The 16,966-nt window shown below is 48.9% G+C and carries 17 protein-coding genes; 11 read left to right on the forward strand and 6 right to left on the reverse strand.

What is annotated here, in order from left to right; translation table 11 throughout:
- Positions 1 to 49: 49 nt before the first annotated feature.
- Positions 50 to 580 (reverse strand): DinB family protein, encoded by a 531-nt coding sequence (locus tag KS4_RS00840; protein ID WP_145073237.1) that lies wholly within the window; start codon positions 578 to 580, stop codon positions 50 to 52.
- A gap of 105 nt (positions 581 to 685) precedes the next feature.
- On the opposite strand from KS4_RS00840, the gene KS4_RS00845 reads away from it, so the two are divergent.
- The 7 genes from KS4_RS00845 (at position 686) to KS4_RS00875 (ending at position 6,204) form a co-directional block, all read left to right on the forward strand.
- Positions 686 to 1,180, forward strand: a complete 495-nt coding sequence (locus KS4_RS00845; RefSeq protein ID WP_145073240.1) for a winged helix-turn-helix transcriptional regulator — start codon at positions 686 to 688, stop codon at positions 1,178 to 1,180.
- A 322-nt stretch (positions 1,181 to 1,502) separates the two neighbouring features.
- Positions 1,503 to 2,030: a hypothetical protein gene (locus tag KS4_RS00850; RefSeq protein ID WP_145073243.1), complete on the forward strand. Its 528-nt coding sequence runs from the start codon at positions 1,503 to 1,505 to the stop codon at positions 2,028 to 2,030.
- Between the two features lie 168 nt (positions 2,031 to 2,198).
- The gene (locus tag KS4_RS00855) at positions 2,199 to 2,948 is read left to right on the forward strand and encodes a prepilin-type N-terminal cleavage/methylation domain-containing protein (RefSeq protein ID WP_145073246.1); all 750 of its coding nucleotides are present in this window, start codon (positions 2,199 to 2,201) and stop codon (positions 2,946 to 2,948) included.
- Positions 2,949 to 3,031: 83 nt separating this feature from the next.
- On the forward strand, positions 3,032 to 4,057 hold the full coding sequence (locus KS4_RS00860) for a D-cysteine desulfhydrase family protein (protein WP_200761435.1): 1,026 nt from the start codon (positions 3,032 to 3,034) through the stop codon (positions 4,055 to 4,057).
- A 333-nt stretch (positions 4,058 to 4,390) separates the two neighbouring features.
- Complete coding sequence (locus KS4_RS00865; RefSeq protein WP_145073252.1) at positions 4,391 to 4,990, forward strand: hypothetical protein; 600 nt, start codon at positions 4,391 to 4,393, stop codon at positions 4,988 to 4,990.
- A 2-nt stretch (positions 4,991 to 4,992) separates the two neighbouring features.
- Positions 4,993 to 5,280: a winged helix-turn-helix domain-containing protein gene (locus tag KS4_RS00870; RefSeq protein ID WP_145073255.1), complete on the forward strand. Its 288-nt coding sequence runs from the start codon at positions 4,993 to 4,995 to the stop codon at positions 5,278 to 5,280.
- A 129-nt stretch (positions 5,281 to 5,409) separates the two neighbouring features.
- The gene (locus tag KS4_RS00875; protein WP_145073258.1) at positions 5,410 to 6,204 is read left to right on the forward strand and encodes a hypothetical protein; all 795 of its coding nucleotides are present in this window, start codon (positions 5,410 to 5,412) and stop codon (positions 6,202 to 6,204) included.
- An 8-nt stretch (positions 6,205 to 6,212) separates the two neighbouring features.
- On the opposite strand, the gene KS4_RS00880 is transcribed toward KS4_RS00875, so the two are convergent.
- The 4 genes from KS4_RS00880 to KS4_RS00895 form a co-directional block, all read right to left on the reverse strand.
- Positions 6,213 to 8,006 carry a hypothetical protein gene (locus KS4_RS00880; protein ID WP_145073260.1) on the reverse strand — a complete coding sequence of 598 codons (1,794 nt, stop codon included), beginning with the start codon at positions 8,004 to 8,006 and terminating at the stop codon, positions 6,213 to 6,215.
- A gap of 124 nt (positions 8,007 to 8,130) precedes the next feature.
- The gene (gene panC, locus KS4_RS00885) at positions 8,131 to 8,991 is read right to left on the reverse strand and encodes a pantoate--beta-alanine ligase (RefSeq protein WP_145073263.1); all 861 of its coding nucleotides are present in this window, start codon (positions 8,989 to 8,991) and stop codon (positions 8,131 to 8,133) included.
- Positions 8,992 to 9,033: 42 nt separating this feature from the next.
- On the reverse strand, positions 9,034 to 10,146 hold the full coding sequence (locus tag KS4_RS00890; RefSeq protein WP_145073266.1) for a glycosyltransferase family protein: 1,113 nt from the start codon (positions 10,144 to 10,146) through the stop codon (positions 9,034 to 9,036).
- Positions 10,147 to 10,185: 39 nt separating this feature from the next.
- Positions 10,186 to 11,304, reverse strand: a complete 1,119-nt coding sequence (locus KS4_RS00895) for a linear amide C-N hydrolase (protein WP_145073269.1) — start codon at positions 11,302 to 11,304, stop codon at positions 10,186 to 10,188.
- Between the two features lie 234 nt (positions 11,305 to 11,538).
- Here KS4_RS00895 and prmC point away from each other — a divergent pair, with 234 nt between their 5' ends.
- The 3 genes from prmC (at position 11,539) to KS4_RS00910 (ending at position 14,326) form a co-directional block, all read left to right on the forward strand.
- Positions 11,539 to 12,414, forward strand: a complete 876-nt coding sequence (gene prmC, locus KS4_RS00900) for a peptide chain release factor N(5)-glutamine methyltransferase (protein ID WP_145073272.1) — start codon at positions 11,539 to 11,541, stop codon at positions 12,412 to 12,414.
- Positions 12,415 to 12,583: 169 nt separating this feature from the next.
- Complete coding sequence (locus tag KS4_RS00905; protein WP_145073275.1) at positions 12,584 to 13,243, forward strand: hypothetical protein; 660 nt, start codon at positions 12,584 to 12,586, stop codon at positions 13,241 to 13,243.
- 177 nt (positions 13,244 to 13,420) lie between these two features.
- Positions 13,421 to 14,326: a serine hydrolase gene (locus tag KS4_RS00910; RefSeq protein WP_200761436.1), complete on the forward strand. Its 906-nt coding sequence runs from the start codon at positions 13,421 to 13,423 to the stop codon at positions 14,324 to 14,326.
- 173 nt (positions 14,327 to 14,499) lie between these two features.
- Here KS4_RS00910 and KS4_RS00915 read toward each other — a convergent pair whose 3' ends face one another.
- Positions 14,500 to 15,129, reverse strand: coding sequence for a hypothetical protein (locus tag KS4_RS00915; RefSeq protein ID WP_145073281.1), 630 nt, complete (start codon positions 15,127 to 15,129; stop codon positions 14,500 to 14,502).
- Between the two features lie 441 nt (positions 15,130 to 15,570).
- Here KS4_RS00915 and KS4_RS00920 point away from each other — a divergent pair, with 441 nt between their 5' ends.
- A complete protein-coding gene (locus KS4_RS00920; RefSeq protein WP_200761437.1) occupies positions 15,571 to 16,539 on the forward strand; it encodes a GNAT family N-acetyltransferase in 969 nt (322 codons plus the stop codon).
- The last annotated feature ends 427 nt before the right edge of the window (positions 16,540 to 16,966 follow it).

Raw genomic sequence — 16,966 nt, forward strand, 5'->3', positions numbered from 1 at the left:
TTGCGCAAGGTGTTTTTGGGTTGTGATGTTTGTGGGTGCGTGGGTGGATTTATTGAGCAGCGTGTTGTTCGGCCCATTCGGGGAGTTGATCGCCTGAGGGGCCGTAGGCTGAGGGGACGGTGGCGCCGATGAGGCGGAGGAAGACGCCGAGTTGACCGCGGTGGTGATAGAGGTGATTGAAAAGTAGAGAGCGGATTGCTGCGTAACGGGGCAGGGCGAGCATGTCTTGATCGTCTGCGGTGACGATGGTCCAGGTTGAACTGAGGTATTCGTCGGAGAGAGTTGCGGCGGCTGCCTTGAAATCGGCCACGCTTTGTTCGAAGGCATCTTGGATGTGTTGGAGAGATTCGGGGTTTTCGCGGGGGCCTTTATTGAAATCAGGTACCTCGAAGCGGTCTTCGCTGAGCATGTTGAGGATGGCGGATGGGGCGGAGGCGATGTGGAGGCCTAGTTGGCCGATGGTGAGTGATTTGGGGTGTGGTTGCCAATCGAGCTGATCGGCGGGGATGTTGGCGAGAAATTGCCTTGTGGCGATGGCTTCTTGTTCTAGTTCAGCGAGAAAATGGTCGTACAGGCTCATGATTTGCTCCTTGGTTTAAGGTGTGGTGCTTGCAAAATGCAAGTGGTTTGAAGTCTATAGGAATAACTTGCAAAACACAAGTGGATTGAGCTAAAATATGGCATCATGAAAGAAGTTGATTCGCAAAGTACCGAGAATAAGCAGTTTACATCACGTCAAAAAGACGTGATTGAGGAGGCAGGTGTACGTTCGAAGTGTCCGATCAGCATCGCATTGGATCTTTTAGGCGATAAATGGACGATTTTGATTCTGCGTGACATGTTGATTTTCGGGAAGCAGTATTACGGCGATTTTTTGAAATCTGGAGAGCATATCTCGACCAATCTTTTAGCGGATCGCCTCAAACGCTTGGAGCGATGGAAGATGGTCACACGAGAAGTGGACGCAGAGAATGCTGCCAAGGTTCGATATCAACTGACGGAGAAAGGGAGGCAGTTCGCACCGGTTCTGGTGAAGCTGCTGCTTTGGAGTGGTGAGTATCATGAGGCGTGGTTGCCAGAGGGGATGGAGGAGCGATTGGAAAAAGATCCAATGGGATTGGAGCGTGATTTGCTGCAAATCATGATGGGGCAGGCCGACTCAAGGGATGATGAAGAATAAATCCTGTAAGTAATTAAGTAAAAATGAGTTAGAAATGGTATATGGTGAGGGGTGTTTGGTGGGGAAATGCGGATAATATTCGTTTTGTTGGGTTGTTACGGTTGAGCAGCAAGTGGTGGGAGCCGATAATTAGAGTGCTGGATCGAACAGATTGGCTTGTCTGTCGTATTGATGGTGGATGAGGATCCGGTTAGCTGCTTAAAAAAACTTTGCGCAGTTTGACATCGGGACTGGCTCATAGGGTGGTTTGAACGTATCTTGTGAGCAGGTCACATGACAGAAGTTTAGGAATCTAAAGGATTTGAATGTGGAGATATCGAGGATGAAACTGACTTCGTTGCTGTCACTTTTGATGATGGTCGTTTTCTTTGTGGGCTGTTCGTCGCTTGATCGTCATGTGTATGAAAGTACGCCGACGAGTCTGAAAACGATCACGGTCGTGAAAAAGCCGAGTGGCGAGCCGATTTGGAGCTATGACGTCCCGTCTGGCTACCGTTTGGTGATGGATTTCAATACCGACGAGCAGGTCAGTAACAAAGCGAATTCGCATTCAGTTATTCCAACTCAGATGAGCTGGAAGCTGATCAAGGGTGATGAGGATGACCTCACGGGCTTGTACATGATGACTCACGCTGAGGAAAGCGATGTCGTCGCCCTGCCGGGCACACCGATACAAATGGTTGTCTCGCTCCGTTCAGCGAGCGGCGAAGAGGAACTCATGCGTAAGTATGAGATTGACTCCAGCCAGGAAGTCTTGACGGGTAGTGGTGAGATTGAGTCATTGGAGAAGGCAAACGAAGACGTCGAAGGTGAGCATAACGAGTCCAACGATGTGGATTTTGCAGAATAATTAACGATCCGATGCAATAATAGATATTAATTAAACGTCTGTCTCAATGGCAGACGTTTTTTTATTGGTCAGATGCCAACACATACGATTGATATATTAGAGATGGATTGCTGGATCTGATTGCGTGTGGGAACGACTTGAACAATCAGCTTAGGAATCGAGATGCTTATGGATAGACGTACCCGTCATGCGTTCACACTTATCGAATTACTGGTCGTGATCAGCATTATTTCAATCTTGATCGGTCTGCTGCTGCCAGCACTCGGGGCTGCCCGAAATGCTGCGCTTGGCTCTGTCTGTAGCAACAATATTAGACAGATTTTGATCGCCAATACGATCTTTACGAATGACCATAAAGGCCGGGTGCCCGCGAACCGGATTGAACTGAAAACCGGTGTCCATGTGACTTGGCGCGCATTCATGGCGAGAAAGGGCTATTTGCCCGAAACTGATGCATGGCTATGCCCCGCCTCACCCTCTGAGGCGCTGACTGAAGAGGGCAAAACCATCAGCAACTCCAACTGCATCAGTGACCCCAATGCTAACTATGCACTTAATGGTGAGTTGGTCTGGGAGTATAAGAATGAGCGTGAGCCAATGGGCAAACTGCTCGCTGAAAATGTGAGGCGGAATTCAGAGGTCGTCCTGGTGCTTGAAACACGGTCATATTGGCCTGACTTGCGTTATAACTCTGTGGATGGTCGCGGTACTTCGCCGAGCGCATCTGATGATGATGGTGGTGGCTATTTTGCATATTGGCACGGCGGCAAAGGCGCTAACTGGGGTATGTTCGATGGGCATGTTGAATCAATGACATTAAGTGAAATTGCTCAGCCGGATTGCCACTGGCATGATGCAAACGAGCCTGAAGGCTATCACAGCGATTGGAAAGATCGCCTTGCCAGCGCATATCAATAATTTGCAGCAAAAGAGGTAAAAATGAACACACGATGGGTCGTCGTGTGTTTTTTATTGGGGTCGTTGCCGGTAGAATGTTCGGCATGAATACCAAGACCGCCCCTGAATTGGATCAATTACCTCGCACTCGATTTGCTGACCTACCCACCGCGATTGAGCGCATGGATAAGCTTGAAGCGGCGCTCAGTGCTGAGCTTGAAAGGCCTGTCCCCGAATTGTGGGTGAAGCGAGATGATCAGACCGGTCTTGCGTTTGGTGGTAACAAAACGCGGAAACTCGAATTCCTCATCGCTGATGCGGTTGCTCAGGGTGCTAGATGTGTGATCACTGCCGGTGCTGCTCAATCGAATCACTGCAGGCAAACAGCTGCAGCAGCAGTCAAAGTGGGCCTTGATTGTCACCTCGTGCTTGTCGGCCAAAAGCCAGAAAAATCGAACGGTAATCTGCTGTTAGATGAGTTGCTTGGTGCGAAAGTCCATTGGTGTACCCGTGAGGAGCGACCAGCCCTGATGGAGTCACTCAATAAGCAGCTCGAAGAAGCTGGTGAGAATCCATACCTCATCCCCGTGGGCGGTAGCAATGAAATCGGTAGCGTTGGCTACGTCGTTGCGATGCAGGAAATGATGGGTAAGCTTGGCGTTTTTGGCGAACGCCCAACACATATTGTCTTTCCTACAGGCAGTGGTGGCACGCAAGTTGGTCTGGTTGTTGGCGCAAAACTATGTGGTTATGAAGGCAAGATCATCGGAGTGAATGTTTCGAAAGGTAGCGGTGAGGGCCCGACCTTCGAAGAGCAGATGGCAGAGATCGCTCTGAAGACTGCGAAGCGTATTGGCTCAGAAGATACATTCACTGCTGACGATTTTATTGTGAATCAGAATTATCTCGGCGTTGGTTACGGTGTCGTCACGGATGCTGAACGCGAGGCGATTTCATTATTAGCCAAAACCGAAGGGCTTTTTGTATGTCCTGTTTACACAGGTCGCGCCATGGCAGGTTTGCTCGACATGGTACGGTCAGGCGAGTTGACCGCAGATGACAAAGTCGTTTTCTGGCATACCGGCGGCGGCCCCGCGCTCTTCGCTTATCGTGACGAACTGAATGTATAGAGTGTTATGTATAAATACCTGCCAGGTTGATCGGTAGATCGTTGCGAACAAAACAGTGATAGCACGCATCGGCAGCTTAGTGATGTGTTTGTAGGTCCTGCAGATGATCACATAATTGGCTCCGTTCTGCCTATGAAAAAAATCGAATCACACAACGTCGCTTCGTGCGGCGTTTTTTTATGAACCTGTCGTTTGATTTTCGAAACCGTCTGTTTTCGGTATTTGAGTGTCAATTCCCATTTTTTTTAATGAGAAAGACTTGAATTATCGATAATAACAAAGTACTCTGTAATGCAGAGTCAAAATGACCTATTAATTGGGAAAGGCAAATATATGGATGTTCCAGCTGACGAAGCAAGGCGTGCTCTTGAGCAAATCAACCGTGTGACTGAGCAGGCCAAAATGCGCATAGGCATGGGGCCAGCCGGTTGGGTTATTATGCTCTGGGGTGTGATCTGGATGGTTTGTTTTGGCGTCCCATATTGGAACCTCAGTATCAGTGGTTCAATCTGGTTGTATGGAAATGCAATCGGCTTCATCGCTACCGGTCTCATGTTTTGGCGAGACTACATCAAACGAGAGGTTGTCAGCCAAGAACTTAATCAACTCGGTAAACGTATTGGTTTGGCTTGGATGACGCTAAGTTTTTTCACCTTCGGCGGTTTTATGGTGATGAACTCATTCACTGGTGCACAACTTGGCACCATAATCGTTATCTTGATCATGTTTATGTATGTCATCATAGGCTTGTGGTTGAATGCTAAATCACTCGTCGTGACTGGCTGGGTTGTTTCTGCTTTTGCGGTCTCCGGTTACCTATTCGCGAAATGGGGTTGGCTTGGAGAGTTTCGGGTCTTGATGTTATGGCTATCTGTTTTCTGTGGTGGCCCACTTTTCCTGTGTGGTCTATACATCAAGCTTAGGTGGAAATAACGATGCCCGATTTAAATAAAATCATTCACCAGCCCGCTCGCCTGAAGATCATGGCGATGCTCAATGCCATGCCCATTGACGCAGACGTCGATTTTGTTTACCTGCGAGATGAATTGAAGATGACGGATGGTAATCTCGGTTCGCATCTTACTAAGCTGGAAGATGCTAACTATCTGAAACAAAAAAAAACTTTCGTCGGTAAAAAACCACGTACTTATATTAGACTCACCAGCAAAGGCCGCTCGCATTTTGAAACGCATGTCACGCTACTCAAAGAGATTTTGGGCTAGGTGAACATGACAAACGCCCCTTGCGTATCAAGTTCATATGACCATTATCATCTTCCAGGCAGTCAATTATCACTGCTTAACCATTCAAAACTGTTTGGCTGGGATCAAATAACCGATAAAATGGGCAACATGAGCATGAAATGGGGACAACCAGTTAACGTCAGACACTTCGCGGGCGGCCTTGCATTTTGTTTCACGGCCCTAATCGCCGGGCAACTCCTTCATGGCCAAGCCGCGCTCAACGACAATACTGTGGGCAATGACCGCCGCGGCTACGTCCCTGAGAACGTCGTGCAAGGCGGTTGGCGGCCAGTCGATCAAACCGTGAGCGATCTCAGCTCCAACTCGGCAAGTCAACGCCGACTCAACCACGGCAACGCATTGTTTAACAACAACATCACGATGTACACACGTGACGACAACGGCCAACTCCTCACACGCGGGCTTCCAACTGTAGATTTCCGCACAAGCCTTCACGTACCGACCGAATATCAGTTTCGCGCACCGGGTGTAACTGCACTCGTTCAGCGGCCCGAATACGTCTCACTCGTCGGTCCGGATCCTCGTTGGCATACACGTAAAAACAAACAGCCTTTCCGCGATGGTCTCTTTGCCGACATTGGTTCTGCAGGGATGGTCTATAACTTGGATGTTAGATTGCTCAACCCGGTTGTAAATGCGGATCGCACTTCACTCGAACCTGCGCGCGTTCATTACAGCAATCCGATTGTTGATCCTGTTACCATTCCTCAACCGCTTGTTCGCATTAACGCAGCGATTGTGAATGGTCGTATTGATGGCCGCCTTCAAACACAGCAAGTCTTTGGTAACGCCGAACATGTCACGCAAAATTATGATCCAACAGTCGATGGCCGCTTCTTTAATCCAGCCGACAAATCACCAAGACAAGCAGATCAGCAATAGCATTATTATCAATTCTCGAAACTGCCTGTTCGGTTACGTATCCGAGTCTTGACCCGGTACGTCAAATACAACCGTATCATCCCATTGTGTGGCTGTTTTTCTAGCTTATACTTTCGGTTATTGTACTTAATCTTATTCGTGTCTATCCGATGTGCTTCTACCAGAACAATCGGCTTTTCTGCGGGTAAAGTTCCCTCAATTTTCAAGCTGCCATCAAAACTGAAATCAGAATCCACACGAAGAATTGGTTCTGCGTAATATTTGTGTGCTTCTTTCATCATCTCAAAATCAACTGTCAATCGGCTTCCCGGCAAAAACTTCATACCATTGTGTGATCGAACGCCGCCAGACAAGTAGAAATGAACGCCACGAAAAATAAGCTCTTGTAAGCTCTCCAAACTCCTGATCTCACCATCACGCATTCGAATCATACCTTGATTTACACCCAATGATTCGCTGGTTACCAGCGTAATTTTATTGCAGTTAAGAATGCCGTCCTGTGTGATTTTTAGATCCGTCGTATGAAGCGATCCAAGTGTTGCTTCCCCACCAATGATCTCAAGTGGATTTCGATGTTCATACCGTGGAGCAATCAATTTGCCGCCTCGCCCAACAGAAATGCGATTGTTGACACGAAACAGCAAATCATCTTCCGCGGTGAATGAGCCATATATTTTCATGGGATCAGTCAGCACCCCATGTGATTTCATCACACGATCTTTTGTGATCGTTAACGCGCCGCCCAACTGGTGATTGATCCCAAGGTTATTAAATGATGCAAACTGTCTAGGTTTAAATGCTCTGGAATGGATCACAATTGAATTCTTGCCAAGCTTTACCTGAACGCGATGAGCATTCTTAATCTCACCAAGATGCATAAAAAAAGATTCAGATCGCAGGTTAAATCGGCCATTCGAAAAATCTAAACCATCTTCAGAAACCAGCGTTTTTCTAACATGTAATTCCCCATTTTTAAAACGAAATGTATCACGTGATGTAATAAGTTCATCCACACTAAACGTACCATGATCAATTATGATAACTGGGTACTTATCATTGTTTTCAATTGTGGAGAATCGTTTGGTTTGCAGTGTTCCCCCATTAACTATTTTCATCATAGGCGGGATGTAGTTACTGTCTGCAGTTTTTTCACCAAGAATGAAATTCCCTGTATTTATCCACTCAGATTGCTTTCCCAGTACAATCGTTGGCTGCTCTACCGCATACGCTCTGATCCCACCTGAAAACTGAACATTGTCGGTCATTATCTCAGAATTTTGATCTATGAGTACATTAGAAAAATCGCCGCGCAGCAAATCGATGTTAACCTTGCTATCCGATATATCTAGCGTTGGTACCAAAGTACTGCTGAAAGAATCACGTTCTGTTGTTAAATCCAACTGCAATGTATGAAGTTCTGAATTGTTTGTTAATTGTATTTTCCCACCGCATGATATAAGCGATGCTCGCTTGCTAAGTATCTCCGGCCCATCCTTGCAATCTTCGACTTGAGCAATGGATTGATTGAGAGATAATACAGACGTGTTATCTAACAACAGTTCATGCGACTCAAACGTTGAGCCGTTGTACAACTTCATCTCACTTTTTAGAAGATGAATACACTTGTTGCCCAGCAAGAACGGTTGTTTTTCCTTCTGTATCTTACGACCAATAAACCGCTCAGTTGCGCGCTTTAGGGCTCGCTTTTCTTGCGCCGTGTTCCCTAAAACTTGTGCATTCAAAAATAGGCTCAACGCAACGGCAGCCATCGCGACGATGCTTTTCAGTATTCTGTATTTCATCCAATACCCCGGTGGTTAAAGGAAGGATCACCCGCTCATCTTAACACACACCTATCGCGCGAATCAATCAATTTTCATCAACGATGACCGACTTGGCTGTGATTGAATGGGTAGTAGTTTGTTGCTATTGATTAGATCCAAAGATCATATTATCGATTAGCCGTGTTTTGCCCATGTGAGCAGCAATAAGACCGACAACACCGCCGCTGAGTTTAGGTTCAATACAATCAATCGGTTGCAAAGTACGTGGGTGTCTAATCGTTGCATAGTCAATCGAGTCAAAATGATGCGTAGAAATAATATCATTCATAGCTGATTCGACCACCTCAGGATCTGTCTCTCCCCCCACCTCAATCATGTGTTTAGCCTGTTGTAATGCCTTGAAAATCCCAGTCGATTGCCGACGTTCCTTGTCATTCAGATAAACATTCCTCGATGACATCGCCAACCCATCATCTTCTCGTTTTGTCGGTGCAGCGATCACGCGCATGGGCATGCACATATCCTCGACCATTGCCGTGACAATCTGTAACTGCTGATAATCTTTTTGTCCCATCACCGCAAAATGAGGCTGTACGATATTAAACATCTTAGTCAGCACGCGACATACCCCACCAAAAAAATGCGGCCGAAATTCTCCCTCTAGAATCCCATTTAAATTTGCGACATCAACCTCACACGGTATCCCATCAGCCGGATAAATCTCATCTATGTTTGGCAAAAAAATATGTTTTACACCAACCTTCTTCAGTTTCGCTAAATCATCATCAATCGATCGAGGATAAGCATCAAAATCTTCATGTGGAGCAAACTGGGTTGGATTCACGAATATATACACAATCACATGATCCGCATGTTTATACCCCTCTTCCACCAGAGAAAGATGCCCTTCATGCAGCGCGCCCATCGTCGGTACAAGCGCAATCTTACCCGGCGTTGAGTAACGCATCTTACGAACTTCTTCGATTGTTTTCGCTATATCCATCGCTCAATTGTAGACAACCCAGCTCACCGAAACAAAGCCGCATCACTTCGACGATGGAAAACGAATGTTCTGTGTCTGCGGCGCCAGCATCTTGTATATCGCAGACAGTCTCGTAATCTGCTGTGATGCCAATCGATTTGTCGTGACCCAATTTCTTGCAGATTCCCCAAGCTCCAGCGTTGCATCCGGTTGTTCCATGACACGTAACAACAAATTTCGCCATGTTCGCGAAGAAATCGAATCGCCCGACACCACCCACGCCGTCTTATCCGGCAACAAATAATCCAACCACGCATCCTCATGCGCCAAAATCGGTATCTTCCTCGCCATAGCCTGCAGTGTGATCGACCTTGCTCTGCCCAAAGGTTGAGGATGAATCAATACATCAGCTCGAAGCAAAATCTCCCGATGCCCAACCTGCCTCGGAATAATCGAAATGTTTGGCAACAGATTCAATCGCTCCGCCATTTGCCAAATATTATGTTGGTCTACTCCTTGCCCATCAAAGAAAAATTGAATGTTCGGATGGATCTTCACCACCTCACTCATCCCCTGTAATAATGCCTGATAATGACCATCCAATCGCCCATTACCAGAAATGATCGCTGACAATGATGTTCCCACAGCTTCATCATGCACATAACGTGATGCCCGGTAAATCCCAGTCGGGACCAACTGTACTGGCACCTTATTATGTACCGCTCGTTCAATCGCCGCCGCCAATGGTTGTGTCGCCGCCGTAATCACTGTCCGCTCAGAATCCAGTCGTCCCCGTATCGATCGCGCTGTTTCCAAGTCGAAAAATGATGACGCACTCAAAACCACAGGTAAATCCAACTTCCGCGCAATATGCACCCCGCCATGCCACATCCGCCCATCTAACGCATGCACTAAATCAAGCCCCAGCGATTTCATCTCCATCGCCTTCAGTCCTAACCGATGGCGATTCATGTAGCGCGAGATCAATCGCGATTTCATTCGCACTTCTTTCCATCGGACATGATTCACAAACGGTGCAAAGTCCGTTTCCTGAATCGTCTCTGGCACGACCTGCGTCACGCGCACACGCTCATCAATCAAACCCACGATCAAGTGTTTCAAGATCGCGAGTTCTTCATCAATCCACGCCGTATTCGTCAGCAGTGCAACATGCATATGCTAATGGTAATCCCACCACCCTCTCCGGTCTAGTATTCACTCCCCAGCATCCTTGAGCATTCGCCACGTCTGATCAATCACCACCGGCTCCTTGCTCAGTTTGAGCACTCTGCGTTTCAATCCCTCCTTAAAATCCACTTTGCTTAAATCAACCATATACAAGCTAATCGATGAATAGGTCCTGTAATACAGACGCTTCTCATTTAATGCCTTGATCACAATCCATTGCGTGTAATCAAAATCGTCCTGTCGATCCTCTTTCGCAGGCCGGACCATTCCCTTCGCAATGTCCACGGTGTTCAATAGATGCACAGCTAGCCCAACCCCGCTCTCGGTGTTTGCCACATCCACAGCAGCCTCTCTTAACACTAAGATGCGGGCAAATCGTGATGGTGGCGAATAATCTCCAGGCAAACCCAGCAGCCCAAATCCCTGCCCCGCGGGTTTTACAACCATATCCCCCATTCGTTCTGGCTCAGGATTCCAAGCCTTTAACCCCAAGAAATTCTGAAGATTCTCTAATTGCCAATCAAACGGCGGCGAATTCGTCAACACCCCAACACGATTCTCAAACACCTGCAACTGCCCGTCTGTATACTCAATCACAATCCCTTTCCCTCGCCGATCATAAACCGAATAATGCAACGGCAGAATAGACCCAACCCAATCCACAACCCGTCCATACACCACGACATCTGATATTGCCTCCTTAATCTCGTCGACATCCGAAAAATTTCCCAATAACCAATGCCCTAACAGATCATTAGGGATTGAGCGTTTCGCATCACCACCACGAGCCTCTTGATACTTCGCATACCCCGGCAAATACAAACAACCCACCGATAGCCCCCGCTCATTCATCCCATCTGCGACCACCTCACTCTCCCGCCCATTCAGATACGCATATCCAAACTCATTTTTCCAGCTCATCCCCACTTTCCCCTCAACTCGCGGCATCTCAAACACATCACCCCGTGATTGAATCACCAACTCACTCTCCAAATCAATCCCAAACTCCATCGACCGCCCCACTACATGCCCCCCATCCACCGAGCTTACTAAAAACTCCGTACACGCATTTGTTGATGTTCCCAGTAAAGCCAGTACGATCAACAACATCACCACGACACCAAACGTAAATACTTCTCGATTCATCTGTCTAAACTCCCGATAACCCCCACTCCTAAGCAGCGAAATGAATCAACCCCACACCTCATCGGACGAGGCTCCCATCCCCCTTCTATTTTGCCCCTCACCTGTACGATAACTCACCATCTCCCCCCCCCCTTTTTTATAGCGATCCATTTTTCAGCGACTTCTTCCACGAACTCAATAGACTTTTCATACATTGATGAGCGAGCCTCCCTTTGCGGGTATCATATCCCTCGTATGAACACCGTAAGCACATGGACAACCTCAGCCCTGCTTCGCTGGACGACCCAGCACTTCGAGAAGAAAAGCATCGATCATCCTCGCCTCTCTGCAGAGATGCTCCTCGCCTATGTGATTGGCTGTGAACGCCTCCGTCTCTACATGGATCCTGATCGCCCCGCTTCTGAGCTGGAACGTGCAACCTTACGCACGTTGGTCGAGCGCGCTTCAGAGCATGAACCTGTTGACTATCTCGTCGGACATGCCCCTTTCTTCTCCATGATGTTCGATGTGACACGCGACACACTCATCCCTCGCCCATCCACCGAAACCCTTGTCGAACACGTCATTCAGCACGCCCGCGTCACTCCCGGCTTCACAACGCCACTTATCGCCGACATCTGCACCGGTTCCGGCATCATCGCCATCTGTCTCGCTAAACACATCAAGGACGCTCGCGTCATCGCCACTGATATTTCCGCTCCTGCGCTCGAAGTTGCCAAACGTAATGCTGAAAAACATGATGTCGCAGACCGCATCGATTTTCGCCTTGGCAACCTCCTCGAACCGTTGCAAGGTGAACGCTTCCACTACCTATGCTCTAACCCACCGTACATCCCAGATAATGAGTGGGATGTTCTCGATCGCAACGTCAAAGAGTACGAACCCGAGATCGCACTGCGAGGTGGCCCAGACGGCCTCGATTTCCTCACACCCCTCATCACTCAAGGCCGTGATCTCCTCTACACCCCCGGCCAGATCGTCCTTGAAATCGCTGCTGCACACAATCGATCTATTCAACAGTTAGCTGATGGCACGAACCGCTATGCGAATACCCGCGTCCTCCCCGATCACGAAGCTCTCCCTCGCATCCTCATCGCCGATACGATCTAAGTCGCCCTTCTTATCATCCCAAAAGTCCTATTTTTCACGTTAAATCGACCTTCGTCCGATACAACCGAGGGATCCTTTATCGCAGGATTTTCTTATACCGCGTCATCAACTAACGGGTCAACGTGATCAATGATCCAATCGGCGTATTTATAGTTATCGGCTCAGCACTATGCTTGAGGGACACCACTACATCATCGGCAAGCCCAACATGAACGGCTGCCCCTTCGGCGATAAACTTCAACACCAGTGGATCCGTCGACACCAACTCTTTGAACGTTTCGACCAAGGCATCATCATTGACCGCTCCGGACTATCTTGCGCTAAGCCCGAAATCGCCGCCCACCGACTCGCCGCGCAGCTCCGTGGCAATCGTATCTTCATCGCCCATCCCAACCTCGGCATCACCGCCATCGCCTGCGCCATTGCCGGTAAGCAAGTGCTCACCGCCACCACCGATCATCATCACGTCCATATCGCCAAGCACAACGCATCCATCTACAACATTGATCATCAAATCACTTTCCTGGAAGCCGATCCTCGTCAAATCATGCGCGATGCCAAGCCTCGCGACTTCGACGCAATCATTCTTGATCCCCCATTCCCTCCCGCTTCGAAAACCTCCTCCAATCAAGCATTACATCTCCATGATTTCGACCCACCCCTCACCCCGCTCCTTCAGCACGCCGCCTCATGCTCATCCCAAATCGCACTCCTCACACCATCCAGTCTGGATCTAAACCCGCTCTCTCAATACGCCAGCAATATCCATATCCACAATTTTGCCATAGACAATAACACCTCTCATCGCACCATCCTGCTCTGGAACTGATCCCCCCTCACTTCCCCCCACCCCACTCCCTTCTTTCTCACGCTCCACTCATCATCTCTATATAATAAATACTCATGGGTTCGTTACTGCGCACATCACTCAACCTGATGCGCTGTTTACCAAGCATTCCGATACCACGACCCCATGCCACCTCTAAGCCCACCGAGGAGCAAGACGATGGCCAAAGGAAATCTCGAAATGAAATTGCCCGCCGACCTCACTGTTGACTACAAGTTCACTGAATACCTCGAAAAACGTTGCAGCGAGCTCGACCTACTCCACTCCTACGATGTTGGCGAAGACGGCACAGAAGAAATCTCACTCGCCGTCATTAACCTTAACCCATCACCCACCGCCAGTACGCCCACTTTTGCAGGCGTGAACGCTGACAACTTTATCTACCCCTGCAGCATCTACAAAATGTACGTCGCAGGTGCGCTCCTCTCTCTCATCGATCAAGGCAAATATGATCTCTATCAACAAGTAACCGTTGAGTCTCCCAATGACGTTGATCGCTCGAAAGAAATCCCAACAGATCCTCGCCCGCTTCTCGCCGCCGGTGATCTTGTCACAATCAATTACCTTCTGGATCTCATGATCACGCGATCCGACAATACCGCCGCTAATTGTTGCATCGACCTCGCAACACGGCCTGCGATCAACAAGATCCTCGCCAAATACAACTACGCAGGCTCCGAAGTGACACGTAAATACCTTTCGCGCTCAAAAGAAGACGAAGGCTATGCCGATGTCCCCTCGACCATGACCTGTGCCCTCCATACCTCAGACTTCCTTTACCGCGTTGCCACCAATCAATTCGAATCGCCCTGGGTTTCAAAGCAGCTCATGACCCTTCTCGGCCGCCAACTCGATAAATCCAAACTCGCCCTCGGCCTCCCCGCCTCTGCCATGACCTATCACAAGACCGGCTGGTTCTCCTATTGGTCCGGCGATTGCATGATTGTCTCCGACAACACCGCCAACTACGTCATCTCGCTCATTCTTCCTATCCCTGACGAAGACGCCAAACCCATCTACAAGCAGCTCGCCGCCGACATCCACGACTACATCATCAATCTCTAATCATCGATTAGTATATTGCTTTCAATCACCCCACGTTCAAGCCTGCCACCGCCGGTGGCAGGGTGTTTCGCAACCAACCTCAATCGCCTGCAACCAACGACACTAACCAACCCAACCAACAAAAAACGCTGCCTTTTAGAGCAGCGTTTTTCAATTTCATTTTATAGTAATGCTTATCGCATAACTTCCGCATCAGCCTGCAGAACCACAGGTTGATTCTTGATATTCCCAACCAGATTGCCCGGTGTCGAGAACGTCAACATCTTCACACGGCGAAGTAAGACTCTTTCCTTCGTCAATGCATTCTCAGCATAGGCCGATTCGCCCGACAAGCCCGCCACAAAGACACGCATCTCATCAACATCGTGATCAAACGCAGGCCAGATCGCCACGGTTTCCTTCGAGTAGTCAGAACCAACAAGCAGTTCATCCACGACCAGCAACGGATCAATCAAATATGGATTGCCTTCCGCCGCCTGCACAGCATTGAACACATTAGAAGGTACATTCCGGCCTGCCGTAATGATCTTCCCGCTGTCAGTCGCAACCGTCACCTCTGGTGACAAAAATCGCTTCTTCGCGCTGTTGTTCTCAACTGAGTACAGCATGTACCAGTACCACTTAACATTGCCAAACGCATCCTCAACCGCAATCGGCTTCGGTGTCTGGAAATCAAAATCAAGCTGCCATGACCGGCTTACAATCTGTGGCTGCGGATATGCCTGGACGCTGCCCACAAAGTCGCTAGATAGCAAACAAAGTGTCGCGGCCAGCACCGTTACGAGTCCAAAAGTTCTCTTCATCATTACCTCGAACTTATGATGCTGAAGCTTCGGTACGTATACCAAGGCCAAATTCTTTACCTAGTCACATTGACCCAAACACAGCCTCTCCGCTGCGACTACGCACAACGACAGCACTTCCTCGTTCGGATCAATATGTCCCCATTGTACGACCACCATCCCTACGGTCAATCGTTTAATCCCAACTTCACCCACCCATTTTCCATCACCCAACTTATCCCCCCTTTTTCCCCCTCCTCTTTCAGCATCATCTTACCATATAACAACTTAAATCCCATCCAAATCCCTCCCCCCATACCCCCTCTCATCCCCTCACAACACCCTTCCTGGGCAAAAAGCACTCGCAAATCATCAGAATCACATTTAAGATGGTTTTACCTCAAGGTTTCAGCAAAATCCGACCAATCCTTCCATCACCCCATATCCGCGATTCCAACCCAAATGACCTCCGTAAATTCAACTAAATCAACAACTAACGACCAGCCCTCATTCTCATGCGCCCGCGCACAGTCGCATGAGTCGCGTGCCGCCATCGCTACCCTTATCCTTGGCGAGCCGCTCCCCGAAGATCCCCGCGTCGATCAGATGATCGCCTACGCAACTGCCGCCAACTACTCGCTAAAAAATCTCTGGATCGCCAAAGACCCGCAAAATGCCATCCTCTCCGCATTGCTCATGATCCCCACCCCCGGCGGCGCTGGCATGATCTTCCTCTCCCCCACCGCTTCCGCTGACCAAACCCCCATCCTCCAGGCTCTCACACAAGCCATGCTCGCCGCTCAGCCTCGCGCCTCCGCTAACACCCTCTACCAGTCGCTCATTGAACTCAATCAAACTCATCAGCAAACCGCGCTTCTCGCCGCAGGCTTCTCCCACCTCGCCCTACTCAACTACATGCAAATACGTCTCGGCTACGCATCGCCCCCATCCACCTCCCAGTTCACCCAGCAAAACATTCAGACCCACACCTATTCCGACCAGTCCCACCCCCTCTTTGAACGCGCCATTCAAGACTCTTACATCGACACCCTCGACTGTCCCGGCCTCCTCGGCAAACGTTCGATACAAAACGTTATCGCCGGCCATAAAGCCACCGGAGACTTCGACCCCAACCTCTGGCACGTCTTCACCCAAGACCAATCCCCCATCGCCGTGATGCTCATCTCCAAACTCGGTAAGAACCAGACCGCCGAACTTGTCTACCTCGGCATCGCCCCATCGCATCGCAATAAAGGCTTAGCGAAACAATTCCTGTCCTTTGGCATGCAGCTCGCCTCTTACGAAGCGCAACGTAAACTCATTACCGCAGTCGACAACAACAACGTCCCAGCGGTCAAACTATATAAGTCATTAGGATTTATTCAGACTGGCGCGAAGAATGCGCTGATTTATACTGAAAAAACAGATTAAAAATGAAAGTTGTTCACTTTTTTATCCCCATTTCCACACGCGACTTTCTTGTGCATAACACCGTGGATAAAAAAACTTTTTTCTTCTAAACCCCTATCAAACACTGTGATGAAAAAATCAAGACCAAACTAAAGTTCTCTTTCGGTTGATGTGAGACTAGCGCCCACGTAAATTCTTCTTCGGTAGTCAGGACGACTACTCCGCTGCAGAGCGACTTGCTTCCCGTTCTGCTTCGCGTTGGAAATCCGTCGGTGAGTTAAGTAACCATCCTTTCTTTTGGTTCCTCCACCCATCGACTTCCTCTGCTTAGCATAACGCCGCAACACGCTCTCGTGCCTTCCAGTTTGGTGATGCACGCCCTTCTCGGCGTAACGGTCCAAACACGCGACCTCTCTTTACAAGTCGCATCACCTTAGGCACTCTCGAT

The organism is Poriferisphaera corsica (assembly GCF_007747445.1).
Lineage (GTDB): Bacteria > Planctomycetota > Phycisphaerae > Phycisphaerales > Phycisphaeraceae > Poriferisphaera > Poriferisphaera corsica.

Coding starts and splice junctions, on each gene's coding strand:
- KS4_RS00865 (WP_145073252.1), top strand. CDS start 4,391: ATGGATGTTCCAGCTGACGAAGCAAGGCGTGCTCTTGAGCAAATCAAC.
- KS4_RS00845 (WP_145073240.1), top strand. CDS start 686: ATGAAAGAAGTTGATTCGCAAAGTACCGAGAATAAGCAGTTTACATCA.
- KS4_RS00855 (WP_145073246.1), top strand. CDS start 2,199: ATGGATAGACGTACCCGTCATGCGTTCACACTTATCGAATTACTGGTC.
- KS4_RS00890 (WP_145073266.1), bottom strand. CDS start 10,146: ATGCATGTTGCACTGCTGACGAATACGGCGTGGATTGATGAAGAACTC.
- prmC (WP_145073272.1), top strand. CDS start 11,539: ATGAACACCGTAAGCACATGGACAACCTCAGCCCTGCTTCGCTGGACG.
- KS4_RS00880 (WP_145073260.1), bottom strand. CDS start 8,006: ATGAAATACAGAATACTGAAAAGCATCGTCGCGATGGCTGCCGTTGCG.
- panC (WP_145073263.1), bottom strand. CDS start 8,991: ATGGATATAGCGAAAACAATCGAAGAAGTTCGTAAGATGCGTTACTCA.
- KS4_RS00895 (WP_145073269.1), bottom strand. CDS start 11,304: ATGAATCGAGAAGTATTTACGTTTGGTGTCGTGGTGATGTTGTTGATC.
- KS4_RS00860 (WP_200761435.1), top strand. CDS start 3,032: ATGAATACCAAGACCGCCCCTGAATTGGATCAATTACCTCGCACTCGA.
- KS4_RS00920 (WP_200761437.1), top strand. CDS start 15,571: ATGACCTCCGTAAATTCAACTAAATCAACAACTAACGACCAGCCCTCA.
- KS4_RS00850 (WP_145073243.1), top strand. CDS start 1,503: ATGAAACTGACTTCGTTGCTGTCACTTTTGATGATGGTCGTTTTCTTT.
- KS4_RS00910 (WP_200761436.1), top strand. CDS start 13,421: ATGGCCAAAGGAAATCTCGAAATGAAATTGCCCGCCGACCTCACTGTT.
- KS4_RS00915 (WP_145073281.1), bottom strand. CDS start 15,129: ATGAAGAGAACTTTTGGACTCGTAACGGTGCTGGCCGCGACACTTTGT.
- KS4_RS00840 (WP_145073237.1), bottom strand. CDS start 580: ATGAGCCTGTACGACCATTTTCTCGCTGAACTAGAACAAGAAGCCATC.
- KS4_RS00875 (WP_145073258.1), top strand. CDS start 5,410: ATGAGCATGAAATGGGGACAACCAGTTAACGTCAGACACTTCGCGGGC.
- KS4_RS00905 (WP_145073275.1), top strand. CDS start 12,584: ATGCTTGAGGGACACCACTACATCATCGGCAAGCCCAACATGAACGGC.
- KS4_RS00870 (WP_145073255.1), top strand. CDS start 4,993: ATGCCCGATTTAAATAAAATCATTCACCAGCCCGCTCGCCTGAAGATC.